General features: G+C 68.5%; 18 protein-coding genes. 14 read left to right on the forward strand and 4 right to left on the reverse strand.

What is annotated here, in order from left to right; all coding sequences use genetic code 11:
- The first annotated feature begins 62 nt into the window (after nucleotides 1-62).
- On the forward strand, nucleotides 63-563 hold the full coding sequence (locus tag HMPREF2914_RS10195; protein WP_003091690.1) for a hypothetical protein: 501 nt from the start codon (nucleotides 63-65) through the stop codon (nucleotides 561-563).
- A gap of 57 nt (nucleotides 564-620) precedes the next feature.
- Here HMPREF2914_RS10195 and HMPREF2914_RS10200 read toward each other — a convergent pair whose 3' ends face one another.
- Both HMPREF2914_RS10200 and HMPREF2914_RS10205 read right to left on the reverse strand, forming a co-directional pair.
- A complete protein-coding gene (locus HMPREF2914_RS10200; RefSeq protein ID WP_023091514.1) occupies nucleotides 621-2,699 on the reverse strand; it encodes a phosphocholine-specific phospholipase C in 2,079 nt (692 codons plus the stop codon).
- Nucleotides 2,700-2,929: 230 nt separating this feature from the next.
- Nucleotides 2,930-3,385 carry a DMT family transporter gene (locus HMPREF2914_RS10205; protein WP_003110952.1) on the reverse strand — a complete coding sequence of 152 codons (456 nt, stop codon included), beginning with the start codon at nucleotides 3,383-3,385 and terminating at the stop codon, nucleotides 2,930-2,932.
- An 88-nt stretch (nucleotides 3,386-3,473) separates the two neighbouring features.
- Between HMPREF2914_RS10205 and HMPREF2914_RS10210 the strand changes: the two genes are divergently transcribed.
- Nucleotides 3,474-4,388 (forward strand): LysR substrate-binding domain-containing protein, encoded by a 915-nt coding sequence (locus HMPREF2914_RS10210; protein WP_023091513.1) that lies wholly within the window; start codon nucleotides 3,474-3,476, stop codon nucleotides 4,386-4,388.
- Nucleotides 4,389-4,395: 7 nt separating this feature from the next.
- Here HMPREF2914_RS10210 and HMPREF2914_RS10215 read toward each other — a convergent pair whose 3' ends face one another.
- A complete protein-coding gene (locus HMPREF2914_RS10215; RefSeq protein WP_023091512.1) occupies nucleotides 4,396-5,208 on the reverse strand; it encodes a MerR family transcriptional regulator in 813 nt (270 codons plus the stop codon).
- A gap of 311 nt (nucleotides 5,209-5,519) precedes the next feature.
- Between HMPREF2914_RS10215 and HMPREF2914_RS10220 the strand changes: the two genes are divergently transcribed.
- Genes HMPREF2914_RS10220 through HMPREF2914_RS10230 form a run of 3 tightly spaced genes read left to right on the forward strand, consistent with a single transcriptional unit; the run spans nucleotide 5,520 to nucleotide 9,067 of the window.
- On the forward strand, nucleotides 5,520-6,395 hold the full coding sequence (locus HMPREF2914_RS10220) for a M24 family metallopeptidase (RefSeq protein ID WP_023091511.1): 876 nt from the start codon (nucleotides 5,520-5,522) through the stop codon (nucleotides 6,393-6,395).
- Nucleotides 6,392-8,170, forward strand: a complete 1,779-nt coding sequence (locus tag HMPREF2914_RS10225; RefSeq protein WP_023091510.1) for an SDR family oxidoreductase — start codon at nucleotides 6,392-6,394, stop codon at nucleotides 8,168-8,170. Before HMPREF2914_RS10220 ends, HMPREF2914_RS10225 begins: the two co-directional genes overlap by 4 nt.
- Before the next feature lie 9 nt (nucleotides 8,171-8,179).
- Nucleotides 8,180-9,067 (forward strand): metal-dependent hydrolase, encoded by an 888-nt coding sequence (locus HMPREF2914_RS10230; protein ID WP_003091705.1) that lies wholly within the window; start codon nucleotides 8,180-8,182, stop codon nucleotides 9,065-9,067.
- Between the two features lie 344 nt (nucleotides 9,068-9,411).
- Here HMPREF2914_RS10230 and HMPREF2914_RS10235 read toward each other — a convergent pair whose 3' ends face one another.
- Nucleotides 9,412-10,017: an ATP-dependent Clp protease proteolytic subunit gene (locus HMPREF2914_RS10235; protein ID WP_003091706.1), complete on the reverse strand. Its 606-nt coding sequence runs from the start codon at nucleotides 10,015-10,017 to the stop codon at nucleotides 9,412-9,414.
- 481 nt (nucleotides 10,018-10,498) lie between these two features.
- Here HMPREF2914_RS10235 and HMPREF2914_RS10240 point away from each other — a divergent pair, with 481 nt between their 5' ends.
- The 9 genes from HMPREF2914_RS10240 to HMPREF2914_RS10280 all read left to right on the forward strand — a co-directional run bounded on the left by HMPREF2914_RS10240 (nucleotide 10,499) and on the right by HMPREF2914_RS10280 (nucleotide 24,751).
- Nucleotides 10,499-17,557 (forward strand): amino acid adenylation domain-containing protein, encoded by a 7,059-nt coding sequence (locus HMPREF2914_RS10240; protein WP_023091509.1) that lies wholly within the window; start codon nucleotides 10,499-10,501, stop codon nucleotides 17,555-17,557.
- Nucleotides 17,554-18,720 (forward strand): FAD-dependent oxidoreductase, encoded by a 1,167-nt coding sequence (locus tag HMPREF2914_RS10245; protein WP_003091709.1) that lies wholly within the window; start codon nucleotides 17,554-17,556, stop codon nucleotides 18,718-18,720. Before HMPREF2914_RS10240 ends, HMPREF2914_RS10245 begins: the two co-directional genes overlap by 4 nt.
- A complete protein-coding gene (locus HMPREF2914_RS10250; protein ID WP_023434528.1) occupies nucleotides 18,717-20,045 on the forward strand; it encodes a condensation domain-containing protein in 1,329 nt (442 codons plus the stop codon). The genes HMPREF2914_RS10245 and HMPREF2914_RS10250 overlap by 4 nt, the downstream gene beginning before the upstream one ends.
- 1 nt (nucleotide 20,046) lies before the next feature.
- The gene (locus HMPREF2914_RS10255) at nucleotides 20,047-20,961 is read left to right on the forward strand and encodes an SDR family NAD(P)-dependent oxidoreductase (RefSeq protein WP_003119645.1); all 915 of its coding nucleotides are present in this window, start codon (nucleotides 20,047-20,049) and stop codon (nucleotides 20,959-20,961) included.
- On the forward strand, nucleotides 20,954-22,210 hold the full coding sequence (locus tag HMPREF2914_RS10260) for a cytochrome P450 family protein (RefSeq protein ID WP_003091710.1): 1,257 nt from the start codon (nucleotides 20,954-20,956) through the stop codon (nucleotides 22,208-22,210). The genes HMPREF2914_RS10255 and HMPREF2914_RS10260 overlap by 8 nt, the downstream gene beginning before the upstream one ends.
- Nucleotides 22,207-22,632, forward strand: a complete 426-nt coding sequence (locus tag HMPREF2914_RS10265) for a nuclear transport factor 2 family protein (protein ID WP_003091711.1) — start codon at nucleotides 22,207-22,209, stop codon at nucleotides 22,630-22,632. Before HMPREF2914_RS10260 ends, HMPREF2914_RS10265 begins: the two co-directional genes overlap by 4 nt.
- A gap of 3 nt (nucleotides 22,633-22,635) precedes the next feature.
- A complete protein-coding gene (locus tag HMPREF2914_RS10270; RefSeq protein WP_003091712.1) occupies nucleotides 22,636-23,628 on the forward strand; it encodes a beta-ketoacyl-ACP synthase III in 993 nt (330 codons plus the stop codon).
- Nucleotides 23,629-23,641: 13 nt separating this feature from the next.
- Complete coding sequence (locus HMPREF2914_RS10275; RefSeq protein ID WP_003091713.1) at nucleotides 23,642-23,881, forward strand: acyl carrier protein Acp3; 240 nt, start codon at nucleotides 23,642-23,644, stop codon at nucleotides 23,879-23,881.
- 117 nt (nucleotides 23,882-23,998) lie between these two features.
- Nucleotides 23,999-24,751: an SAM-dependent methyltransferase gene (locus tag HMPREF2914_RS10280; RefSeq protein ID WP_003130295.1), complete on the forward strand. Its 753-nt coding sequence runs from the start codon at nucleotides 23,999-24,001 to the stop codon at nucleotides 24,749-24,751.
- Nucleotides 24,752-24,778: the final 27 nt, after the last annotated feature.

Raw genomic sequence — 24,778 nt, forward strand, 5'->3', positions numbered from 1 at the left:
ATCTTCACGAAAACTGCGCGGCGGCGTTCCTTCATAAGCAATCCATCTCACAGGAGCCGCCGATGAACCGCTTTTCACTGCCCCGCCCCGACGCACGCCAGTGCGTCGCCGGCCTGGGTTTCTCCGCCCTTCTGCTGCTGGCCTCCTCGGCCAACGCCGCCGCCTGCCGCGACATCACCAGCGTGCAGCAAAGCGCCGACGCCACGCGCAATACCTCGATGGGCGGCCACGTGACCCAGCACATCTACGGGATGACGCCGCCGTCCGGCTCGTCGCAGAAAGACAAGACCCTGTTCAAGTCGAGAGGCAACTACGACGCGGCCTGGCGCCAGTACGGATACATCGACAATCCGGTGGCCTGCAGCGGCAACAGCAAGTTCCAGGTGGTTTCCCTGGAGAAGCTGCACATGGGCAAGATCGATGCCTACTCCTGCAAGCAGGCCGACGGCCAGGGCGTCTGCACGCGCTGGGATACGTACATGGCCAAGGAGATTTCGTACGGTTTCGTCCTGAAGGACGGCAAGTGGATCCTCAATACCCTCTACCCGGTTCCCCTCGACTAGGGCGCAGGCCGTCCGCGCCGGCCGCCCCATTGCAGGGAGCCGGCGCGGCCGTCCGGGTCAGAAGGTCAGCGTGCCCAGGCCCATGCCCGGGTCGCTGAAGCCGGAGCGACCATCTTCCATGCGACCGCTGAAACGCCGCAGGAAGCTGTCCGACCCCTGCGCGCTGACGCTGAAGTCGTACCAGTTGCCGCTGCTGCGCAGCGAATAGCGGACTTCCCGACGCTGTCCCGGCGGCACGTTGACGGTACGCCGCTCGCCCTGGCGATAGACGTTGTCCTTGACCGTCAGCTTGACCGGATGGCGGCCACGGTTGATCAGTTGCACGCGCAGGTTGCCGAACAGCGGCTCGTAGTCGATCCGCACTTCCGGCAGCGGCGCCTTGCGCTCCGCCAGATCGCGCCGCAGGTTGCCGCGGAAGACCCGGAGGAAACCGTTCGGACCGTGCACTTCCAGGTGGTAGTCGCCGCTGGCGTCGCCCTGGAAGCTGTCGTGCAGGCGCTTGCGCGCGCCAACGGTGTAGCGTTTCGGCGGGTTCTCGCTGTCGAGCAGGTCGAACACCTGGAACACCGCGCCGGCCTTGCCGGTGTTGGCGAAGGTCAGGCTCAGCGCGTCTCCGCCGCTGCGGTAGCGCGCATGCACGCCCAACTCGTAGGGCAAGGCGCGGGCCGGACGGATGCCCATTTCCTGCTTGGGCATGGCGGCCACCGTCGGCGGCTTCGGCTTCGGCAGCTTGATCTGGCTGGCGACGATGGCGTCGGCCTGGCTGGTGTCGGGCAGTTCGGGGAACGGCTCGTTGTTCGGGTTGGCGAAGTTGAACGCCGAGGTCAGGTCGCCGCAGACGGCACGACGCCAGGGACTGATATTCGGCTCCATGACCCCGAAGCGCTGCTCCAGGAAGCGGATCACCGAGGTGTGGTCGAACACCTGGGAGTTGACCCAGCCGCCCTTGCTCCACGGCGAGATCACGTACATCGGCACCCGCGGGCCGAGGCCGTAGGGCTGGTTGCGATAACGGATATCGCCCTTGGTGTGCCATTCGAGGGTGGCGTCGGCGGTGGTCTTGCCGCGCAGCGTGCCGTCCTTGTTCAGGCTCGGCGCGGCCGGCGGGGCGATGTGGTCGAAGAAGCCGTCGTTCTCGTCGAACATCACCAGCAGCGCGGTCTTGCTCCAGACCTCCGGGTTGGCGGTCAGCGCGTCGAGTACCCAGGAAGTGTACTCGGCCCCCCAGATCGGGCTGGACGGGCCGGGGTGTTCGGAGTACTTGGCCGGGGCGACGATCCAGGACACCTGCGGCAGGCTGTTGGCCAGCACGTCGCGCTTCAGCGCATCGAGCTTCCAGGTGCTCAGGCCGTTGACGATCAGCGGCGAGTCAGGCGCCGCGGCGCGGTACTGGCGGAAGCCGATCAGCGGGTTGTCGGAGAAGTTGTCGGCCATGTCCTGGTAGACCCGCCAGGTGATGCCGGCGGCCTGCAGGCGCTCGGGATAGGTGGTCCAGGTGTAGCCCTGCTCCACCGGGCCGTTGCTGTCGTGGTCGTTGGTGGTTACCGGGCCGCCATGCTGGCCGAGCGGGTCGTTGGTGCCGGTCCAGAGGAACAGCCGGTTGGGGTTGGTGCCGCCCTGAAACGAGCAGTGATAGGCGTCGCAGATGGTGAAGGCGTTGGCCATCGCGAACTGGAAGGCGATGTCCTGCTCCTTGTAGTAGCCCAGGGAACGCTCGGTCTTGGCCGGCAACCACTTGTCCATGCGCCCTTCGTTCCAGGCCTGCTGGGCGTCCGGCCAGGTGTGCGGGGTACCGTCGACGCGCTGGGCGCTGGTGGTGCTGGTGTCGAAGTGGTAGGGCAGGATCTCGCCCTTGCTGCCCTTCTGGTGCCAGACCCGCTGGCCGTCGGGCAGCGGGATCGCCATGCGGTCGCCGAAGCCGCGGACGCCCTTGAGGGTGCCGAAATAGTGGTCGAAGGAGCGGTTCTCCTGCATCAGGATCACCACGTGCTCGACGTCCTTGAGGTTGCCATGCCGGCGGTGCGCGGGAATCGCCAGGGCCGCCTGGATGCTCGACGGCAGCATGCTGGTGGCGACGGTGGCGCCGACCGTACCGGCGGCCAGGCGGATGAAGCTTCTTCTGCTTTTCGAAATCATCGGGGGACTCACCAGGTCAGGGTGTGGCACAGGGCTGCCGAGCGCATCCATGACGCCCGCAGGCTCACTCGGCAGCAAGCTGTTCGAACCCCGACGACGCTAGTGAGGGAAAAAGACGCTTTGGTTTCAACACGCTTTGCAACAACTATTCATGCCAACTTCATCACAATTTCAGATCAAGATTTTGGTCTAGGCCAGATTCCACTTGACAGCCTTCGCCGGCACTCTCCTCACGCTCTTCCCCGCCATTGCAGGAGCAATACCCCCGCCACCACCAGCGCCAGGCCGAGATAGCCCTCCCAGGACAAACGGCGCACCGGGAAACCGGCCCAGCCGAACTGGTCGCAGAGCGCCGAGACCAGCATCTGCCCAGCCACCACGCACGCGATGAAAGTGGCGGCGCCCAGGCGCGGCGCGACCAGGATCGCCACCGTCAGGTAGGCCGCGCCGAACAGCCCGCCGAGCCAGCTCCACCAAGGCGCGCCGCCGAGGCTGGCGGTAGCCGGCAGCGGCACCCGCACCAGCAGCAGGCCCAGGCAGACCGCCCCGAGGCTGACGCCCAGCGAAGTCAGGCTGGCGCTCAGCGGATGGCCGAGCAGGCGCCCGAGCAAGGCGTTGCTGCCGGCCTGCAGCACCACCATGCCGCCCACCGAAACTGCCATCAGTACCATCAGATAATTGGGCATGCTGATTCTCCTCCTCCGGCCATTGCCTCTGGAGCGGAGTTTTTGCTATCCACTTCGCGAATGGAAATCGATAGTTGGTACAGCCTCCATGCAGCAGATTCATGACCTACGCCGTATCGACCTCAACCTGCTGGTGGTGCTCGACGCGCTCCTCAGCGAGCGCCACGTGTCCCGCGCGGCGCAGCGCCTGGCCATGTCGCAGCCGGCGGTCAGCCACGCCCTCGGGCGTCTCCGCGAACTGTTCGGCGATCCGCTGCTGGTGCGGGTGAAAAGCCGCATGCAGTTGACCAGCCTGGCGCTGGAGCTGGCGCCGAAGCTCCAGGCCAGCCTCGACCAGGTGCGCGGGGTGATCGGCGGGCCGGCCTTCGAGCCGGTGCGCAGCCGGCGCCACTTCCGCCTGGGCATGTCCGACTACGGCGCCTGGGTGGTGCTGCCGGCGCTGCTGCGCCAGCAACAGGCGCTGGCGCCCGGGGTGAGCTTCGGGATAGTCCAGGAACCGCGCCTGGAAACCGCCCGGCAGGTCGCCGAAGGACAACTGGACTGCGCGCTGGGGGTATTCCCCCTGCTTCCGGAGGGCGTGCGCGCCAGGCGCCTGTTCGAGGAGCGTTTCGTCTGCGTCTGTCGGCACAGCCTGTTCGACCGCCCCGACGGCCTGTCCCTCGACCGCTACCTGGCGGCCCGCCACGTGCGCGTCTCGCTACAGGACAACCCGGCCGAGGAAGTCGACAGCGCCCTGGAAAAACGCGGCCTGCGCCGGCAGGTAGCGCTGACCCTGCCGCACTTCACCGTGGCCCCGGCGCTGCTGGCCGGCACCGACCTGGTACTGACCATCGCCGAGCGCATCCTCGAACGCCTGCGGCTACCCGAGGAACTGGCGGTCTGCGAGCCGCCGCTGGCGATCCCGCGCTTCGACTACGTGCAGATCTGGCGCGGCGACGCCGAGCGCGAAGCGGCCGGCGCCTGGCTGCGGGAACAGATCCAGGCGGCGGCGCGGAAGATCTGAAGAAGAGTCAGGAAGGCGTTTCCAGCTTGCGCAGCATCTCGCCGACACGCTCGCCGAGCATTTCGTTGGCCGACAGCTTGAGGCCGCGCGCCAGTTCCACCTGGACCACGTGTTCCGCCAGCGGGCGCAGGCGCAGGAACACCTTGGCCAACTCCTGCAGGTCCGGCGCCCCGGGCAGCAGGTCGGTGCCGCGGCCGTCCACCAGGTGGGTGACGATCAGGCGGACGATCCCCGCCGCCAGGTGCTCGGTGTCGCTACGCAACTCGCCGAGGTGATCGAGCAGCGCCTCCAGCGGGATGCCGCTGCGGTACAGCTCCAGCCCGGCCTGGAACAGCCGCGGACTGGGGATCTTCATGCACTCGCCGTCGAACAGCAGCAGGCCCAGCGCCTGGGCCTTGTCGATCACCCGGTCGTTCAGTTCGTCGCCGAAGATCGCCTGGAGTTCGTCGAAGCCGATGCTGCCGGGCGTCTCCAGGTTCCACTCGCCGATGATCGCCTGGTCCAGGCCGAGCACGTGGTCGAGGTCGCGGCCCTGTTCCCAGGCCTCCAGCAATTCCTTGATGTTGGCGCTGGAATAGCCGCGTTCGAGCAACTGGTTGATCAGCCGCAGGCGCTTGAGATGGCTGTCGAAATACACGCCGACCCGACCGCGCCGCTCCGGCGGCGGCAGCAGGCCGCGGTCCTGGTAGGCACGTACGTTGCGCACGCTGCTGCCGGCCGCGCGCGCCAGTTCGTCGACACTGTATTCGCGGGCATCCTCGGCGGACGGCTGCTCGCCACGTTGCAGCAGGCGCTGCAGGAGGGTCAGGGGTGTGCTCATGGAGGCGGATCATAACGAGGCCCGCCGAACGGCCACAACCTCCGGGGGTGCAACGCTCTTTGCCGGCGTCGGGATGCGCGGGCGCCAACCAAAGACTGGACTCGTCGGTCAGCCGCTCCTCCGGCACCGCCGCCACAACCCGGGGGAAACGTCCCGAGCCTTCTGCCCCGGGCCTTCCGGCGCCGGTAGCAAGTGCCGTAACACCGGCGTGAAGAGACTTCCCAGGGCTGGCGCAACGCCTGCTTATGGGCCAGCATCAACCATGACATCAATCAATGTCACAATAACGACAAGCCAGCCTGGAGAGAGCCATGTCCCAAGGCGCCTGGGTACCCACTCCCGACGATCTCGATCACTTCCGCCAGGTCCAGCGACTGGCCTATACCTGCTGCGAAACCATCCACGGCGAACTGCGCGCCGGCATCAGCGAGAGGGAAGCTGCGGCGCTGATGAAGACCTGGCTGCAGGATCACGGCGTCGACGACTGGTTCCACCAGCCCTTCGCCTGGTTCGGCAGCCGCACCTCGTTCAAGGGCTTCGACGGCCTGCGTCATCTCGGTGGCTTCAACCTGGCCTTCTACCCCGGCAAGCAGCGCCTGGAGGAAGGCATGCCGTTCATCCTCGACTGCGCGCCGACCCTCGGCGCCTATACCGCCGATGTCGGCTACTCCGGCGCGCTCGGCCACAACCTGTTGCAGGAGCGGCTGATGGACGACCTGCTGATACACCGACGCATCATCCTCGACCTGGTCCGCGAACGGCGCCCCCTGGCCGAAGTCAGCCAGGCGGTCGACCGGCTCTGCGTGATCCAGGGCACCCTGCCACGGCACAAGGCCTATCCCTTCGAAGTGCTCGCCCATCGCGTGGAAAAGCTCGGCAACCGCCGCGGTCCCTCGGTGGCGCGCTTCGGCGTGCGCAACCTGTACACCCTGACGCGCAACGCGCTGGTCACCGGCAAGCGCGAAGGCTGGTCGCCGCTGTGGTCCAGCGGCAAGCGCTCCGAGCACCCGCCGACGCCCGGTCTCTGGGCGGTGGAACCGCACCTGGGGCTACGCGGGGTGGGCGCCAAGTTCGAAGAACTGCTGGTGGTCACCGAAGACGACGCCTACTGGCTCGACGACGACCTGCCGCACGTCCGCCGCTGGCAGGCGCGCGGACTGCTGCCGCAAGCACGGGAGGCCGCATGAACGCGCTCCTCGCCCTCCCCGACCTGCAGCCGGAACGCCTGTTCGTGCAATCCGGCGACGTGCGCCTGGCGGTTCATTGCTGGGGCGCGCCGGACAACGGCAAGCCGACGCTGCTGATGGTGCATGGCTACCCGGACAACCACGAGACCTGGCTGCCGCTGATCCGCCAACTGGCCGGGCGCTACCGCATCGTCGCCTACGACGTGCGTGGCGCCGGCGCTTCGGACAAGCCACGCTGGAGCCGCGACTACCACCTGCAGCGGCTCAGCGAAGACCTGCAGGCGGTGATCCGCGCCACCAGCCCGGACCGCCCGGTACACCTGCTGGCCCATGACTGGGGCTCGATCCAGACCTGGGAAAGCGTCACCGATCCGCAGTGCCGACCGCTGATCGCGTCCTATACCTCGATCTCCGGGCCCTGCCTGGACCATGTCGGTTTCTGGATGCGCGAACACCTCAGGCAGCGCAGTCCGAAGGCCCTGAAAGCGGTATTCGGCCAGTTGCTCCACTCCTGGTACATCGCCTTCTTCCATACCCCCGTCGTACCCGAGCTGCTCTGGAGCGCCGGCCTGGCCCGGCTCTGGCCGCAGTTCCTGAAGCACGCCGAAGGCGTCCGCCATCCGCAGGTCAACCCGACCCAGGCCAGCGACGGCCGGCACGGGGTCAAGCTGTACCGCGGCAACTTCATCCGCAGCCTGTTCCGTCCGCGCAAGCGCCACACCGAAGTGCCGGTGCAACTGATCGTACCGACCCGCGACCGTTACGTCGGCGCCCAGCTGTTCCAGCACCTCAGCCTGTGGGCGCCACGCCTGTGGCGGCGCGAGGCGAGCGTCGGCCATTGGCAACTGCTGGCCGAGCCGGAGCAACTGGCCGGCTGGCTCGGCGAGTTCATCGACGCCCAGGAAACCGGCGAGTCGCCGCCGGCCCTGCAACGCGCCCAGGTCCGGCCCGACGCGCGCTCGATGAGCGGCAAGCTGGTGGTGGTCACCGGCGCCGGCGGCGGCATCGGCCGTTCGACCCTGCTCAGCTTCGCCGAGCGCGGCGCCAGCCTGCTCGCCGCCGATCTCGATCTGGAAGCCGCCGAACGCAGCGCCGAACTGGCCCGCGCCCTTGGCGCCACGGCCCATGTCTACCAGGTCGACGTCGGCGATACCCAGGCCATGGAGCGCTTCGCCGAGTGGGTCCGCGACACCCTCGGAGTCCCGGATGTGGTGGTCAGCAATGCCGGCATCGGCATGGCCGGACCGATGCTCGACACCTCGCCCGCGGAATGGGAGCGCCTGCTGCGGGTCAACCTGTGGAGCGTGATCGATGGCTGCCGCCTGTTCGGCCGGCAGATGGTCGCGGCGAACAAGCCGGGGCACCTGGTCAATGTCGCCTCCGGCGTGGCCTTCGCGCCGTCGCGCAACTACCCCGCCTACGCCACCAGCAAGGCCGCGGTACTGATGCTCAGCGAATGCCTGCGGGCGGAACTGGCCGGACGTTCGATCGGAGTCACCGCGGTGTGCCCGGGCTTCGTCGATACCGGCATCGTCCAGGCCACCCGCTTCGTCGGCATGGACGCCGAACGCCAGGCGCGGCGCCAGGCGAAGATCCAGCGCTTCTACAAGCGACGCCGGCTCAGCCCGGACACCGTTGGGGAAAAGCTGGTGCGCGCCGTGGAGCGCAACAAGGCGGTGGTCTCGGTGGGCAGCGAGGTGCACCTCGGCGCCCTGCAATGGCGCTTCGCGCCCTGGGCCACGCGGTTTCTCGCGCGCTTCGACCTGACTTCCTGAGAGCCTGCCATGAGCGAATTCCACCACAAGCTGGTCCAGCGCAAGGTCCGCTTCGACTTCAGCGATACCCCCCTGCACTGGGTTCCCGGCGAAGCGGAAGCGTCCCAGGTGATGAACGTCCTGCACATGCTCCTGCCTTCGGGCGAACTGTGGTTCTGCCGCCTCTACAACAAAGCCCTGCCGTTGGTTAGCGACGCCCGCCTGCGCGACGACGTGCAGGGTTTCATCCGCCAGGAAGCGATGCATTCGCGGGCCCACGACGGCGCGATCCAGCGCTACCTGAGCAGGTTCGACATCGACTCCAAGCCGTTCACCGACAAGATGGATTTCCTTTTCGAACGCCTGCTCTGCGACTACCCGCTGGGGCAGAACCGCCTGACCCGCGCCCTCGACGGCTGGTGGCTGCGCCAGCGCTGCGCGATCATCGCCGCGGTGGAGCATTTCACCTGCGTGCTCGGCAAGTGGGTGCTGGAGGCCCGGGAGCTGGATCGCCGCGGCAGCGACCCGGTGATGCTCGACCTGCTGCGCTGGCACGGCGCCGAGGAAGTCGAGCACCGCAGCGTCGCCCACGACCTGCACGTGCACCTGGGCGGCAGCTTCGTCACCCGGCAACTGACCATGCTGTTGGTCATCGCGATACTGGTCTACCTGCTCGCCGACGGCACCCGCACCCTCCTCGACCAGGACCCGAGCCTGCGCGGCGCCAAGCGCCAGGGATTCCTACGAACCTGGTGGCGGCTCGGCAAGCAGGGCCTGCTGCCGAACCTCGCGCACACCTTCCGCGACGTCGCCCGTTACTTCAATCCCTGGTACCACCCCGAGCACGAGGCGAATACCCAGGAAGCCCTGGAATACCTGGCCAACTCGCCGGCGGCCCGGCGCGCGGCGAACGCCTGAAAACAATTCACTGGAAATACCGGCAAGCGCCGCGAAAGTTGGAACTTTCGCGGCGCTTGCCCATTGCTTACGTCAGGTCGACGTCAAACAAGGCCGGCAGACGGAAGGTAATTTCCGTAAGCCTGAAAAATGGTGCTCGATAGAATGATTGAAAATAACGGGCGCGTGAGGCGAGACTTTGCAAAAAGCCAGCCATTCTTCTGATGGCATTTTGAAGACAAGCAAAATAAAAGTAAGAAAAGTTACCCTATCGATCGGAAATTAAAGAAAGAAAAGCGAGCGAGAAGAGAATCGAGAAATACGCTCTTCGCGCCCGCCTTCGTATTTGTCCGACCTGCGGTGACTCACTGGCCAGGCAGCGTGATCTCCCGTTCCGAAACGATGATCTTGTTGACCAGGCCGTACTGCACGGCTTCTTCCGCGTTCAGCCAGAAGTCGCGCTCGGTGTCGGCGCTGATCTTCTCCGGCGTCTGCCCGGTGGCTTCGGCGAAGATCCGGTCGAGGCGTTCCTTCATCCGCACGATCTCGCGGCGGTAGATCTCGATGTTGCTCGCCGGCCCCTGGATGCCGCCCGACGGCTGGTGCAGAAGGAAGCGGGTATTGGGCAGCGAATAGCGGTTTTCCTTGTCCGCCGCGGCGTAGATCAGCGCGCCGGCGCTGGCTACGCTGCCGGAACCGATCATGATGACCTTCGGTGTGATGAAGCGGATCGCGTCGAAGATCATGTCGCCGGACTCGACGTGGCCACCCGGGGAATTGACGAACATGTAGATCGGATCGTCGCTGATCGAGGCGAGGATGTGCAGCTGCTGGACGACGTCCTTGGCCATCTTCTCGTCGACCCCGCCGGTGACGAACACCTTCCTGACCTTGAGCGCGTACTCCATCAGCTTGGCGCCGATGGCGCCGTGGGAGTCGCCGCCTTCGCGGTCCTTGTCATCGGTTTTCATGCAACCTCCTGGAACTGTTGGTAATCCATCCGGCAAACCTTTCAGGGCATGCGTTCGTTGTTCGCCAGGGCGCGGATATATATCCGTTAATGCGCCTCTTCCGAGCGGCCCATTATGCATCAGCCAGACACTTTCGAAAGGCTTGCTTCAACTTCGAAAAGACCGGCGAAGGTAATCTCGTGAAGCATAGCCATGCAGGGCCGCGACGTACGTTTCCCGGAACCTAACAGATTTGTAAGTTGCCTCGTAAATACCTACCAGAATTAACAGTTAACAACGCGATTACCCTGCAAGAATTAACAGCTATTTCTTCGAGCCTGCCAAAAGTAATAGTACACCCCGCTCTTGCTTCGGGTGCCGCCGCTTCCCTGCCAACCACGCTGGCTACGGCGCGCTGAAACGTCGACGGGTGGAACCTGTCCGGCGAGGCGTGCGGTGCCCGTGTTCGCCGAATCGATGGATTGTTGAAGAGGACGCAGGGATGGTTCGTTTCGCTCGCTTGCCGCTATCGCCCTACCAACGGGACATCTGGGTCGCCGCCGCGCAGTTTCCGGAACTCGACCAGTACACCATCTTCAGCTACGACCGCTTCACCGGCGAGGTCGATACCCAGGCCCTGGAACGGGCGCTGCTGCAGGCGGCGCGAGACACCGAGGCGTTCCGCCTGCGCCTCGGCGAGACGGACGGTACGCCGTACCAGTGGCTGGACGCGGATGCCGAGTTCGAGGCGCGCCACGTCGACCTGCGCGCCGACCGCGACCCCGAGGCCGCCGTGCGATCCTGGCTGCGCGACGCCTTCCGTCACGCCTACCCGCTGGACGGCCGCAGCCTGGTGGACCTGGCCCTGCTGCATAGCGACCAGGCGCTCTACGTCTACGTGCGCACCCACCATATCGTCAGCGACGCCTGGGGCCTGCAGCTATTCCTCAGCCGGGTGCGCGCCGGCTACCTGGGCGAGCTAGGCGAGCCGCAGGCGCAGATGCCGACGGCTTCCCTCCTGGCGCAGCTCGAGACCGACGACTACTCCGGTTCGGAACAGTACCGCGGCGACCGCGCCTATTTCGCCGAGGCCCTGGAGGGCCTGGAGCCGGCCCTCTTCACCCGCAGGCGCCCGGCCGGGCTGCGCCGCACCGCGCGCCACAGGCTGACGCTGGAACGCGCGCTGCTCGACGCGATCCGCGATCGCGGCGAATCGCCCTTTCTGTTCCTCTCCGCCGCCGTGGCGCTGTACCTGGCGCGGATCCACCAGAACGACGACGTGGTCCTCGGCGTACCGGTGCTGAACCGCGCCGACCGCGCGGCCAAGCAAGTGGTCGGGCACTTCGCCAATACCCTGCCGCTACGCATCCGCACCGCGCCGGAACAGACCGTCGACGAATTCCTGGCGCAGTTGCGCGAGGCGACCCGGACGCTGCTGCGCCACCAGAAGATGCCCCTCGGCGACCTGTTGCGCGGCGCCTCGCCACTGTTCGACACCACCCTTTCCTACATGCGCTGGCCCGCCGCCCAGGCGATCCCGAACGCCAGCGTCGAGACCGTGGCGCAGACCCACGCCCATGACCCGGACGCGTTGGCCATCTGGGTCTCCGAGTTCGACGGGCACAGCGACGCACAGGTGGATTTCGAATACGCCTGCGATGTGTTCGACGCCGACTTCCCCATGGACGCCGCGGCGCGGCATATCGAAACCTTCCTGCGCGCCCTGGTGGAGGGCGGCGAGCGCCGCCTCGGCGAACTCGATCCGCTGTCGGCCGCCGAGCGCGAGGAACTGATCCACACCCGCAACGCCACCGACCAGGCATTCCCCGAGCAGGCTACCCTGCCCACGTTGTTCGCCGAGCAGGTGGCGCGCACCCCGCAACGCACCGCGCTGCTGGAAGCCGACGGCGGCACGCTCAGCTATGCCGAGCTGGACGCCAAGGTCCAGGCCGTGGCCGACGCCTTGCGCGCAGCGGGTGTTAGCGCCGACGAGCGGGTAGCACTACTGGTCGCCCGCGGTCCCCACCTGCTGCCGGCGATCCTCGGCGTGCAGCGCGCCGGCGGCGCCTATGTGCCGATCAATCCCGACCATCCCCTGGAGCGCGTCCGCCTGCTGCTGGAAGACTGCGGCGCCCGCGTGGTGCTGGTGGACGAACGCGCGGCGACACTCGGCGAGAGCCTCGGCGAGACGCGCGTGCTGCACCTCGAACGCCTGCCGCAGAGCACCGGCGACCTGCCGGCGGCCAACGTGGCGCCCAGCGACCTGGCCTATGTCATCTATACCTCCGGTTCGACCGGCGTGCCCAAGGGCGTGATGGTCGAACACCGCTCGGTGATCAACCGCCTGAACTGGATGCAGCGTCGTTATCCGATCGGCGAACGCGACGTGCTTCTGCAAAAGACTCCGGTGACGTTCGACGTATCCGTCTGGGAACTGTTCTGGTGGAGCTTCACCGGCGCCCGCCTGTCGCTGTTGCCGCCCGGCGCCGAGAAGGACCCGCGGGAAATGCTGCGGAGCATCCAGCGCGACGCGGTCACGGTCATCCACTTCGTGCCGTCGATGCTGACGCCGTTCCTCGACCTGCTCGACGGCGACCCGACCGCCCGCGCGGCGGCAAGCTCGCTGCGCCTGGTGTTCTGCAGCGGCGAAGCCCTCGCGCCGTTGCAGGTCGCGCGCTTCCGCCGGCTGTTCGGCGACGCCGTGCGACTGGTCAACCTGTACGGACCGACCGAGGCCACCGTCGACGTGTCCGACCATGAATGCGCCAGCGACAACCCCACGCGGGTCCCGATCGGCCGGCCGATCGACAACCTGCGCCTGTACGTCCTCGACCGCGCGCTCAGGCCGCAGCCCCTCGGCGCCGTCGGCGAGCTATATATAGGAGGCGTCGGCGTCGCCCGCGGCTACCTGAACCGGCCGGAGCTGAACGCCGACCGCTTCCTCGCCGACCCCTTCGTCGCCGGCGGCCGTCTCTACCGTACCGGCGACCTGGCCCGCTGGCTGGCCGACGGCAACCTCGAATACCTCGGCCGCGCCGACGACCAGGTGAAGATCCGCGGCAACCGGGTCGAACCCGACGAAGTACGCGACCGCCTCGCCGCGCTTCCCGGCGTACGCGACGCCGCGGTCGTGGCACGCGATTCGGCGGTACGCGGCACGCACCTGGTCGGCTACTACGTGGCTGCGGCGGAACTCGACGCCGGTCAATTGCGCGCCGGACTTTCGGCGACGCTGCCGGACTTCATGCTGCCAGCCTTCTTCGTGCGCATCGACAGCCTCCCGCTCAGCGCCAACGGCAAGCTCGACCGCCGGCAACTGCCGGCACCGCCGGAACAGGTGGCGGCGGTTGCGCCGCGCACGGCGACCGAGGCCGAACTGGCGGCGGTGTGGGCCGATGTCCTCGGCGTGGCGGAGGTCGGCGTGCACGACGACTTCTACGCCCTCGGCGGCGACTCGATCCTGATGCTGCGCATCCGCGCCGCCGCACAGCGGCGCGGCCTGGGCTTCGAACTCGCCGACCTGATGCGCAACCCGACGGTGGCGGGCCTCGCCGAGCGCCTGGTGCGTCCGCTCGCGGAGCGAAGCTACCAGCCGTTCGAACTGGTTTCCGAAGTCGACAAGCCGCGCCTGGAAGGGCTGGAGGACGCCTTCCCGACCAGCCGGCTGAGTCTCGGCCTGCTCTTCCATAGCCGCCAGCGCCCCGACTCGTCGGTCTACCACGACGTGTTCCACTACCGCTTCGACCTGGCCTGGGACGAAGCCGCGTTCCGCCACGCGCTGGACCGGGTGGTCGCCGCCTATCCCGCGCTGCGTTCGTCGTTCGACCTCAGCGGTGCATCCGAACCGCTGCAACTGGTGCATGCCCAGGCGCGCAGCGAACCGCTGATCCTGGACCTGCGCGGCAACCCGGAGGCCGGGACGGTGCTCGACGAGCACATCCGCCAACGCCGCTTCCATCGCTATTCGCTGCAACAGCCCGGGCTGTTCCTGTTCGCCGCGTTCGTCCGCGAGGACGGCCTGGACCTGGTGTTCAGCTTCCACCATGCGATCCTCGACGGCTGGAGCGTGGCCAACCTGATCGTCGCGCTGGTCGCCGCCTACCGTGGCGAGCCGCTGCCGAGCCCCGCGCCGGCGCTGGCCTGCCATGTCCGCGAGGAGCTGGCCGCGCTGGCTTCGCCGGCCGCCGTGGGGTACTGGACCGGGCTGCTGGAGGGCGCGAGGATGACCCGCCTCGACGGCTTCGGCGCCCACGAGCCGCAAGCCGCGCAAGGTCCGGCCAGCCATCGCGAAGCGCTGCCGGACGGGCTGCTCGAACGACTCAAGGCCACTGCGGCGCAACGCGGACTGCCGTTGAAGTCGCTGCTGCTCGCCGCCCATTGCCTGACCCTGCATCTGTTCTCCCGCAGCGACAGCGTGGTCACCGGCGCGATCAGCAACGGCCGCCCCGAACTGCCCGACGCCGACCGCATGGTCGGCCTGTTCCTGAATACCGTGCCGGTCCGCTCGGAGATTGCCGGGTGTAGCTGGATCGAGGTAGCCGATGCGCTGTTCCGCCAGGAGCGCGACGGACACGCCCACCGCCGCTATCCGCTCAGCGCCATCCAGCAGATCGTCGGCGACGAACTGAGCAGCGCCTTCAACTACGTCAACCTGCATGTCCTCGAACCGCTGTGGCAATTGCGCGACTTCCGCGTCTGGGAAGAAACCAACTTCGCCCTGCTGGTCAACGTGATCGCCACGCCCAGCGACGGCATGTACCTGCGCATCGACAGCGACGGCCGCGGCATCAGCCGCAGCCAGGCCGCGCTGATCGGCGCGACCTTCGTCGAACTCCTGTGGCGCCTCGCCGAGCATCCCGACGAAGCCGCCGACTTCGCCTTCCTCGCCCCTCGCCGCGACGCCGCTTCCCAGCCCGAGCCGCTGGTCGACGTCGTCAGCCTGTTCGAACGCCAGGTCGAGGCGCTGCCGGGCAGCGCCGCGCTGGCCTTCGAGGAGCAACGCTGGACCTATCGCGACCTCGACCATGTGGCGCGCTGCGTGGCCACCCGCCTGGTCCGCGCCGGCGCGCGCCGCGGCGATGCGATCGGAGTGGCGCTGAACCGTTCGCCGGAGATGATCGCGACGATCTGGGGCATCCTGCGCGCCGGCCTGGTCTGCGTGCCGCTGGACGTCAGCTATCCCGCGCAGCGCCTGGCGCTGATCCTGGAGACCGCACAGCCGTTCCGGGTGGTCGCGCATCCCGAGCACGCCCATGTCGCCGCGGCGGAACGGGTGCTGCCGGTAGAGGAACTGGTCGCCGACATCGAGCCCGAGACCTTCGCCGCGCCGCAGCTCGACGAGCTGGCCATGCTGCTGTTCACCTCCGGTTCCACCGGGCGGCCGAAGGGCGTCGAGCTTAGCCACCGGATGTGGGCCAACTACACCCAGTGGCAATTGCGCGTCGCCAGCGGCGTACCGGGGCTGCGCACCCTGCAGTTCGCGCCGCTGAGCTTCGACATGGCCTTCCAGGAGATCTTCTCCACGCTGTGCGGCGGCGGCGAGCTGCAACTCATCTCCAACCGCGAGCGGATGGACCCCTCCGCGCTGCTGCATGTCCTCGAACGCCGCCAGGTCCAGCGCGTGCTGTTGCCCTTCGTCGCCCTGCAACGCCTCGCCGAGGCCTCCAACACCCTGGGCGTACGCCCCGGCGCCCTGCGCGTGGTGGTGTCCTCCGGCGAGCAGTTGCGCATCACCGAAGACGTCCGCACGTTCTGCGCGGCGATGCCCGGGCTGCTGCTAGAGAACCAGTACGGTCCCACCGAGACGCACCAGGTCACCTACCACTCGCTGAGCGGCGATCCGGCGCACTACCCGGACCTGCCGCCGATCGGCCGGCCGCTGGACGGGGTCGAGGTGCAGGTGCTCGACGCCGCGCTGCGCCCGGTACCGGTCGGCGTTACCGGCGAGCTGTACTTCGGCGGCGACTGCCTCGCGCGCGGCTACCACCGCGCCCCCGAACTCACCGCCGAGCGCTTCGTCGAACATCCCTGGCGCCCCGGCGCCAGGCTCTACCGCACCGGCGACCTCGGGCGCATCCTCGGCAACGGCGAGATCGTCTGGCTCGGCCGCGCCGATACCCAGGTCAAGGTCCGCGGCTTCCGCATCGAGCCGGCCGAGGTCGAGCTGGCGATCATGCGCCAGGCCGAGCGCCAGCCGGGCCTGCGCGGCGCGGCGGTGGTGGCTCGCGAGCGCCAGGGCAACGATGCATTCCTCGCTGCCTTCCTGCTCGGCGAGCCCGAGGCGGTGGATCTCGCCGAACTGAAGCAGGCGCTGCGCAGCGAACTGCCGGAACACATGGTGCCGGCGCACTTCGCCTGGGTCGACGGCTTCGCCCTCACTCCCAGCGGCAAGCGCGACGACGCCGCCCTGCGCGCGCTGCCGCTGGAGCACGGGTCGAACATCGAGTACCTGGCCCCGCGCGACGACTACGAGCGCACCCTGGCCGGACTCCTCGGCGAGTTGCTGGATCGTCCCCGGGTAGGCATCCGCGACAGCTTCTTCGACCTCGGCGGCACCTCGCTCAGCGCGATGCGCTTCATGCTGCTGATCGAGAAGCGCTATGGCGTCGACCTGCCGATGGCCGCGCTGATCGAGACGCCGACCGTGGAGGGCCTGGCCGAACGCCTGCGGGAACGCTCGGCGGTGCGCGCCTTCGACCCGCTGGTACCGATCCGTGCCGGCGGCAGCCGCCCGCCGCTGTTCCTCGTCCACCCGCTCGGCGGCCACGTACTCTGCTACCTGCCGCTGGTCCGCGCACTGCCGCCGGACCAGCCGGTATATGCCCTGCAGGCGGCCGGCACCGGCCAGGGCAGTACGCCGCTGGCGGTCCTCGAGGACATCGCCGCCAGTTACCTCGCGGCGATCCGCCGGGTGCAGCCGGAAGGCCCCTATTACCTCGGCGGCTGGTCGTTCGGCGGCTTCGTCGCCTACGAGATGGCCCGGCAACTGCGCGCGCTCGACCCGCAGGCGGTCGCCCAACTGATCGTGCTCGACTCCATCACCGTCGACCGCAACCACGCCGGCAGCGCCAGCGACGAAGCCCTGCTGCTGTTCTTCTACTGGGAACTGGTCTGGTTCGAGCGCAGCGACGAGGAGGTCGAGCCGCTGCCTGAAGGCGCGAGCCTGGAGCAGAAACTCGACCACATCGTCGAACGCGCCATCGAGGCCGGCGTACTTCCCGCCGGCACCCCGCGCGCCACCGTGCAGCGGCTCTACGAGCTGTTCCGGGCGAGCTGGCAGGCACTCATCGGCTATCGCCCGGAAGTCAGCGACCAGGACATGACCCTGCTGCGCGCGGACGGCCCGCTGCCGCTGGCGCTGAAGCCGATGCACGACGCCGCCGGCACCCACTACGGCGACCCGAAGAACGGCTGGCAGCACTGGACCAGCGGCCGCCTCGATGTGATCGACGTCCCCGGCGACCACCTGGTGCTGATGAAAGAACCCTATGTCGAGACGGTCGCGGCAGAGATCGCCGCGTTGCTCGAACCCTCCACCTCCAGCGAACGGACCCGCCCATGAGCAGACACCCCCTGAAGATCGTCATCGCCGGCGCCGGCATCGGCGGGCTCGCCGCGGCCGCCTGCCTGAAGGCCGCCGGCTTCGAGGTCGAACTCTACGAGCGGGCCAGGGAGCTGCGCGCGGTCGGCTCGGCGCTGTCGCTGATGCCCAACGCGCTGACCGCCCTGGAGAGGGTCGGCGTGCGCCCTGACCTTACCCGCGCCCAGGCCTTCGACTCGCTACGGTTCCTCACCCGGCGCGGGCGACCGATCCGCGCCATCGACTTCGGCGGCCTGGCCCGTCAGCTCGGCCAGCCGAGCCTGGCGATCCACCGCGCGAGCCTGCAGCAGGCGCTGCTGGAACAGGCCCGCGACTGCCGCATCGAACTGGGCGTGAGCGCCACCGGCTACCTGCGCCACGCCGACGGCGAAGGCGTCACCGTGCTCTGCAGCGACGGCCGCGAAGTGCACGCCGACGTGCTGATCGGCGCGGACGGCTTCAACTCGGCGATCCGCGCCACCATGACCGGCCCGGAGCGTCCCACCGACTGGCACTACGTGATCTGGCGCGCCACGCCGGCGTTCCGCCATCCGAAGGTGACGCCGGGCTACGTCGCCCATTACTGGGGTCGTGGGCAGCGCTTCGGTCTCGCCGACATCGGCGAAGGCAACGTCTATTGGTGGGGCACCCGCAACATGCCGGCCGAACAGGCGAAGGACTGGCGCGGCGGCAAGGCGGGCATCCAGCGCCTCTACGCCGGCTGGGCCGACGAAGTGCAGGCGGTCATCGAGGCGACCCCGGAGGCCGACATCAGCAGCCTGCCGGCCCAGGACCGACCGTTCCTGGAGCGCTGGGGCGACGGCCCGGTGACCCTGCTCGGCGATGCCGCGCATCCGATGCTGACCAGCCTCGGCCAGGGCGCCGCCATCGCCATCGAAGACGCCGCGGTGCTGGCCCACTGCCTGGCCACCATCGACGACCCGCAAGCCGCCCTGCGCGCCTACGAGAACCGCCGTCGCGACCGCGCCAGGGCGATGGTCGAGACCTCGCGGGCGCTGAGCCGCATCGAGCAGTTGGAGCATCCGCTGCGCACCGTCGCCCGCGATCTCTACTTCCGCTTCGCTCCGGAGCGAACCTTCGCCCGGCAGAACGAACTGGCACTGACCTTCCCAGGAGTCGAATGATGGCCGAGATACGACGCCCGCTGTCCGCGGTGGAACGCTGGTACTGGCTCAGCGACCAGTTCTCCGCGCTGAACGTGATTTCCCGGGTGCGGGTCCATGGCCAGTTGTCCATCGACGACCTGCGCCGCGGCCTCGACGCGCTGCAGGCGCGGCATCCGCTGCTGCGCGCGCGGATCGAGCACGATGCCGGGCTCGACCCGCGCTGGGTGCCCTGCGAGCGGCCCATCCCGCTGCGCGAGGTGCGCGGTGGTGGCGAGGAGCAATGGCTGCGGGAAATCAACGAGCGCGAATTGCCGGAACGCATCGATCCGGACAGCGGGCCACTGATCCGTACCGTGGCGATCGCCACCGACGCCGGCGCCCACGACCTGCTGGTCGTGGTACCGCACATCATCGCCGACGGCACTACCGTGCTGACCCTCGCCGAACAATGGCTGACCCTGGCCGCCGACCCCGCCGCGCAACCCTGGACCGCCAGCGCCCTGCCGCCGGCGGAGGATCTGCGTCCGCGCCGCTTCACCGGCGACGAAGGCGCGGCGCGCCTGGCCGAGCAGACCGCCCGGGACGAAGCGCTGGTCGGCCGCCACCGCCCGGGCCGGATCGAGCCGAGCAACCCGGTGCCGCTGGAAGCGCGGCGTACCCGCCTGCTGCACCGGGAGCTGGACGGCGCGCAGCTGGAACAGCTGCAACGACGCGCCCGCGAACACGGCACCACGGTACACGGCGCGCTGACCGCGGCGCTGGCCATCGCCGCCGGCCACGACCACCAGCGCCGCCCGAGCCACATCGCCATCGGCTCGCCGATCGACTTCCGCGACGAACTGGAGCCGCCGGTGCGCCCCGACGAAGTAGGCACCTACGTCGCCACGGTACCGGTGGTGCTGGACATCGCCCGACCGTTCTGGGAGGTCGCCCGCGCGCTCACCGACGACCTCGGCGAACGCCGTCGCCAGGGCCATCATTTCAACCTGGTCACCCTGGTCGCCAGCGCTGCGCCGCGCTGCATGGCCGACGCGCGGCCATTCATGGCCTTCATGGAAGCCGAAGGGCCGATCAACCTGTGCTCCTCCAACATCGGTCGCTATCCGTTCCCCGAGCGGATCGGCGCCTTGCGCCTCTCCGACGCGCAGTTCCTCACCGGCATCTCGGTGAACGGCTACTTCGTGGCCGCCATCAACTCCAGCCATGGCCGGCTGTTCTGGAACTTCACCTACATCGACGAAGCGGTCCCCGGCGAACGCGCCGAACGCCTGGCCGAAGATTGCCTGGGCACCCTGCTGTCGGCGATCCACGCCCCCCAACGATCCGCCCTCGAGGAGCAATGACATGTTTTTCACCAGCAAACCTCTCTCGCCCCAGGGCCGCCACGTGCTGATCACCGGCGCCTCCAGCGGCCTCGGCCGGGAAACCGCGCTGCACCTGGCCGAACAGGGTTTCCAGGTGATCGCCGGGGTGCGCCGCCAGGAGGATGGCGAGCGCCTGGCGAACGCCTGCCCGTCCGGCCGGATCAGCACGCTGCTGATCGATGTCACCGACGAGGAATCCATTGGCCGGGCCGCCGCGCAGGTGGCGGAGAAAGTCGGCGATACCGGGCTCTGGGGCCTGGTGAACAACGCCGGGATCTGCATTTCCGCGCCGCTGGAATGCGTCTCCAGCGACCTGCTGCGGCGCCAGCTGGAAGTCAACCTGATCGGCCAGCTCGCGGTGACCCGGGCGATCCTGCCGCTGCTGCGCCGTGGCGGCGCGGCGCGCCTGGTGAACGTCACCTCGGGCCTCGGCTCGGTCGCCATTCCCTACCTGGGCGCCTACTCCGCCGCGCAGTTCGCCAAGGAGGGAGTGAGCGACGCCCTGCGCCGCGAGCTGGCGCCCATGGGCATCCAGGTCTCGGTGGTCAGCCCCGGGGCGATCTGGACGCCGATCTGGGGCAAGATCGCCAGCGAGGGCGAGCGCGCCCTGGCCGACGCCCCCGACGCCGTCGCCGACCTCTATCGCGATACCTACCTGCGCTTCCTCCAGGCCAACGAGGACGGCGCGCGCAACAGCGCGACCAAGCCCGCCGACGTCGCCGCCGCGGTGCATGCCGCGCTCACCGCGGCCAAGCCGCGGACCCGCTACCGGGTGGGCGCCGACGTGCGCCGCGGCACCCTGCTGGCGCGGCTGCTGCCCGATAGCGTGATCGACGGGATGTTCCGCCCCATCGTCACCGCCGCCCCGGCGGCGAAGGAGGAGCAACGTGCCTGATCGCAAACTGAGACTGGGCGAGGAACTGATCTCGCCACTGCACGCGCTCTACGACGGCCTGCAGGTGGACGGCGCGCCGCGTCCCGCGCATCGCGCCGCCGAGCATCCGGTGTGGGTGGTGACGCGCTACCGCGACGCGCGCAAGGTCCTCAACCATCCGGGCGTCCGCCGCGACGCCCGGCAGGCCGCCGAACTCTACGCGAAGCGTACCGGCAGCCCGCGCGCGGGGATCGGCGAGGGACTCAGCCACCACATGCTCAACCTCGACCCGCCGGACCATACCCGCCTGCGCTCGCTGGTCGGCCGCGCGTTCACCCCGCGCCAGGTGGAGCGCCTGCAACCGCATATAGAACGGATCACCGAGGAATTGCTGGACGCCATGGCCGGCCGCGAACAGGCCGACCTGATGGCCGACTTCGCGATCCCGCTGACCATCGCGGTGATCTTCGAGCTGCTGGGCATTCCCGAGGCCGAGCGCGAACACGCCCGCCAGTCCTGGGAGCGCCAGGCGGAACTGCTGTCGCCGGAGGAGGCCCAGGCCCTGGCCGATGCGCAGGTCGACTACCTGCGCGTGCTGCTCGAGGCCAAGCGCCGGCAGCCAGCCGACGACGTCTACAGCGGGCTGGTGCAGGCCGCCGACGAGAGCGGCCAGCTGAGCGAGGCGGAACTCGTCTCCATGGCCCACCTGCTGATGATGAGCGGCTTCGAGACCACCATGAACATGATCGGCAACGCGCTGGTCACCCTGCTGGTCAACCCGGAGCAACTGGCGTTGCTGCGGGCGCAGCCGGAACTCCTGCCCAACGCCATGGAAGAACTGGTCCGCCACGACAGCCCGGTGCGCGCCTCGATGTTGCGCTTCACCGTGGAAGACGTAGAACTGGACGGGGTCACCATTCCCGCCGGCGAATACATCCTGGTCTCCAACCTGACCGCCAACCACGACGCCGAGCGCTTCGACGATCCCGACCGCCTCGACCTCACCCGCAACACCGATGGCCATCTCGGCTACGGCTTCGGCGTGCACTACTGCGTCGGCGCCTCGCTGGCCCGGCTGGAGGGGCGGATCGCCATCCAGCGCCTGCTCGCGCGCTTCCCCGACCTCCAGTTGGCGGTGCCCCACGCGGAACTGCAATGGCTGCCGATCACCTTCCTCCGCGCCCTGATCAGCGTGCCGGTGCGCACCGGATGCAGCGCCCCGGCGAACACCGCCTCCCACGCCAACCCGATCGAGAGGATCGCCCAATGAATGCCAAGGAAATTCTCGTCCACAGCCTGCGCCTCCTGGAAAACGGCGATGCCCGTGGCTGGTGCGACCTGTTCCATCCGGAAGGCGTACTCGAATTCCCCTACGCCCCGCCGGGCTGGAAGACCCGCTTCGAGGGCCGCGAAACCATCTGGGCGCACATGCGCCTGTTTCCCGAGCACCTGACCGTGCGCTTCACCGACGTGCAGTTCTACGAGACCGCCGACCCCGACCTGGCCATCGGCGAATTCCATGGCGACGGCGTGGCCACCGTTTCCGGCGGCAAGCTGGCGCAGGACTACATCTCGGTGCTGCGCACCCGCGACGGACAGATCCTGCTCTACCGCGACTTCTGGAATCCGCTGCGGCACCTCGAGGCCCTGGGCGGGGTCGAGGCCGCCGCCAAGATCGTCCAGGGAGCCTGAGCCATGCCGCGCGCCGCCGTGGTCTGCGGCCTGGGCAGCTACCTGCCCGAGGCCGTGCTCAGCAACGACATGCTCGCCGCCGAGCTGGACACTTCCGACGCCTGGATCAGCAGCCGCACCGGCGTGCGCCAGCGGCATATCGCCGGCGACCTCGGCAGCGGCGACCTGGCCCTGCGGGCGGCCTCCGCCGCGCTCGCCTCGGCGGGGCTGGAGCGAGTCGATGCGGTGGTGCTGGCAACCAGCACCGGCGACTTCTGCTGCCCGGCCACCGCGCCCAGGGTCGCAGCGCGCCTGGGGTTGGTCGGCGCGCTCGCGTTCGACCTGTCCGCCGCCTGCACCGGCTTCGTCTACGGCCTGGCCAGCGTCGGCTCGCTGATCAGCGCCGGGCTGGCGGACAGCGCGCTGCTGGTCGGGGTGGACACTTTCAGCCATACCCTCGACCCCGCCGATCGCTCGACCCGCGCACTGTTCGGCGACGGCGCCGGAGCGGTGGTGCTGCGTGCCGGCGATGCCGAGGAAGAAGGCGCGCTGCTGGCCTTCGACCTCGGCAGCGACGGCCACCAGTTCGACCTGCTGATGACCCCCGCCGTCAGTCGCGCCGAACGCAGTTCCGGACAGGCCTCCAACTACTTCCGGATGGACGGCAAGGCAGTGTTCGGCCAGGCGGTGACGCAGATGAGCGACTCGGTGCGGCGGGTGCTCGACCGGGTCGGCTGGCAAGCTTCGGACCTCCATCACCTGGTCCCGCACCAGGCCAACACACGCATCCTCGCGGCGGTCGCCGACCAGCTCGACCTTCCCGTCGAGCGAGTGGTGAGCAACATCGCCGAGGTGGGCAACACCGTCGCCGCCTCGATTCCCCTGGCCCTGGCCCACGGCCTGCGCCAAGGCATCCTGCGCGACGGCGGCAACATGGTCCTCACCGGTTTCGGTGCCGGACTGACCTGGGGTTCGGTCGCCCTGCGCTGGCCGAAGATCGTTCCGACAATGGACTGAAGAGGGAAGAACAATGCCCAACGACATGGAAGACCATCTCCTCACCGTGCTCAGCGTCGCCAGCGGCGTGCCGAAGGAGGAAATCAGCCGGGACAGCAGGATGGAAGACCTGGCTTTCGATTCGCTGGTGGTCAGCGAGCTGTCGCTGAAGTTGCGCAAGGAGTTCGGCGTCACCGGGATCGACGACGAACTCGACCTGCTGGAAACGGTGGACGAACTGTTCCAGCTGGTCGAGAAGCACCGCGCCGCCTGAGGCCAGCGAACGCCGGCGTTCCGTCGCTTCTCTGCCAGGCGAAGGCGGTGCCGGGACACGGGAACGCGCATCGCCTTCGATCAACCAACACCAGAGCGAGATTCGCTGGAGGAAGAGGTGAGTCAGAACATGGATCTCACGATCGGGACGCATCGGGAGTCGGCTTTCTACGAGCTGGAGTTCGGACCGAGGACGATAATGACCCTGGCCAACTTTCCGGACGACGTGCTGCCGTTGTTGCAAATGGAAAGCCTGATGACCTTCGAGGCGATGGCCTACCTGCGCTGCGACGCACTGGTCGAGCTAGGCTGCTACGACGGCCGGGCGCTGGAAATCGCGCGCCTGCTCAATGCCCGCTATCTCGGCGTCGACCTCGACCAGCGGGCGATCGAGACGCTGCGCACGCGGATCGAGCGCGAGGGCATGAGCGATCGCGCGGACACGGTGGTCGACGACATCCTCAACCACACCAGGCGCGGTGCCTCGGTCGGCTCGCGCGCACTCTACCTGCTGCCGTTCAACCTGCTGGGCAACTTCCGCGAGCCGAAACGGCTGCTCGACTCCCTCGCCGAGCGCAGCGTGGCGGCGGTGGTCTCGGTGTTCGGCGACAGCGCCGAGGCCACCCGCGTCCGCCAGAGCTACTACCGCCGTTGCGGGGTGCAGGGCCTGGAGCTGCACGCGCGGGACGACGGCACCGTGTTCACCGGCAGCGACGGCTTCTACTCGCGCTCGTATTCGCGCGCCTGCCTCCACGCCCTGCTCGCCGAGTGCGGGCTGACCGTGGTGCGCAGCGCTTCGAACCTGTTCGCCCACTGCGTGACGGTGCTGCCCGAAGGCGCCGACCAGGGCTTCGGTTCGTCGGCGGCATGAGTCGCCGTCGTGCATTCATCGCGCGGC

Origin of the sequence: Pseudomonas sp. HMSC067G02, assembly GCF_001813485.1 — a bacterium.
GTDB classification, from domain to species: Bacteria; Pseudomonadota; Gammaproteobacteria; order Pseudomonadales; family Pseudomonadaceae; genus Pseudomonas; species Pseudomonas aeruginosa.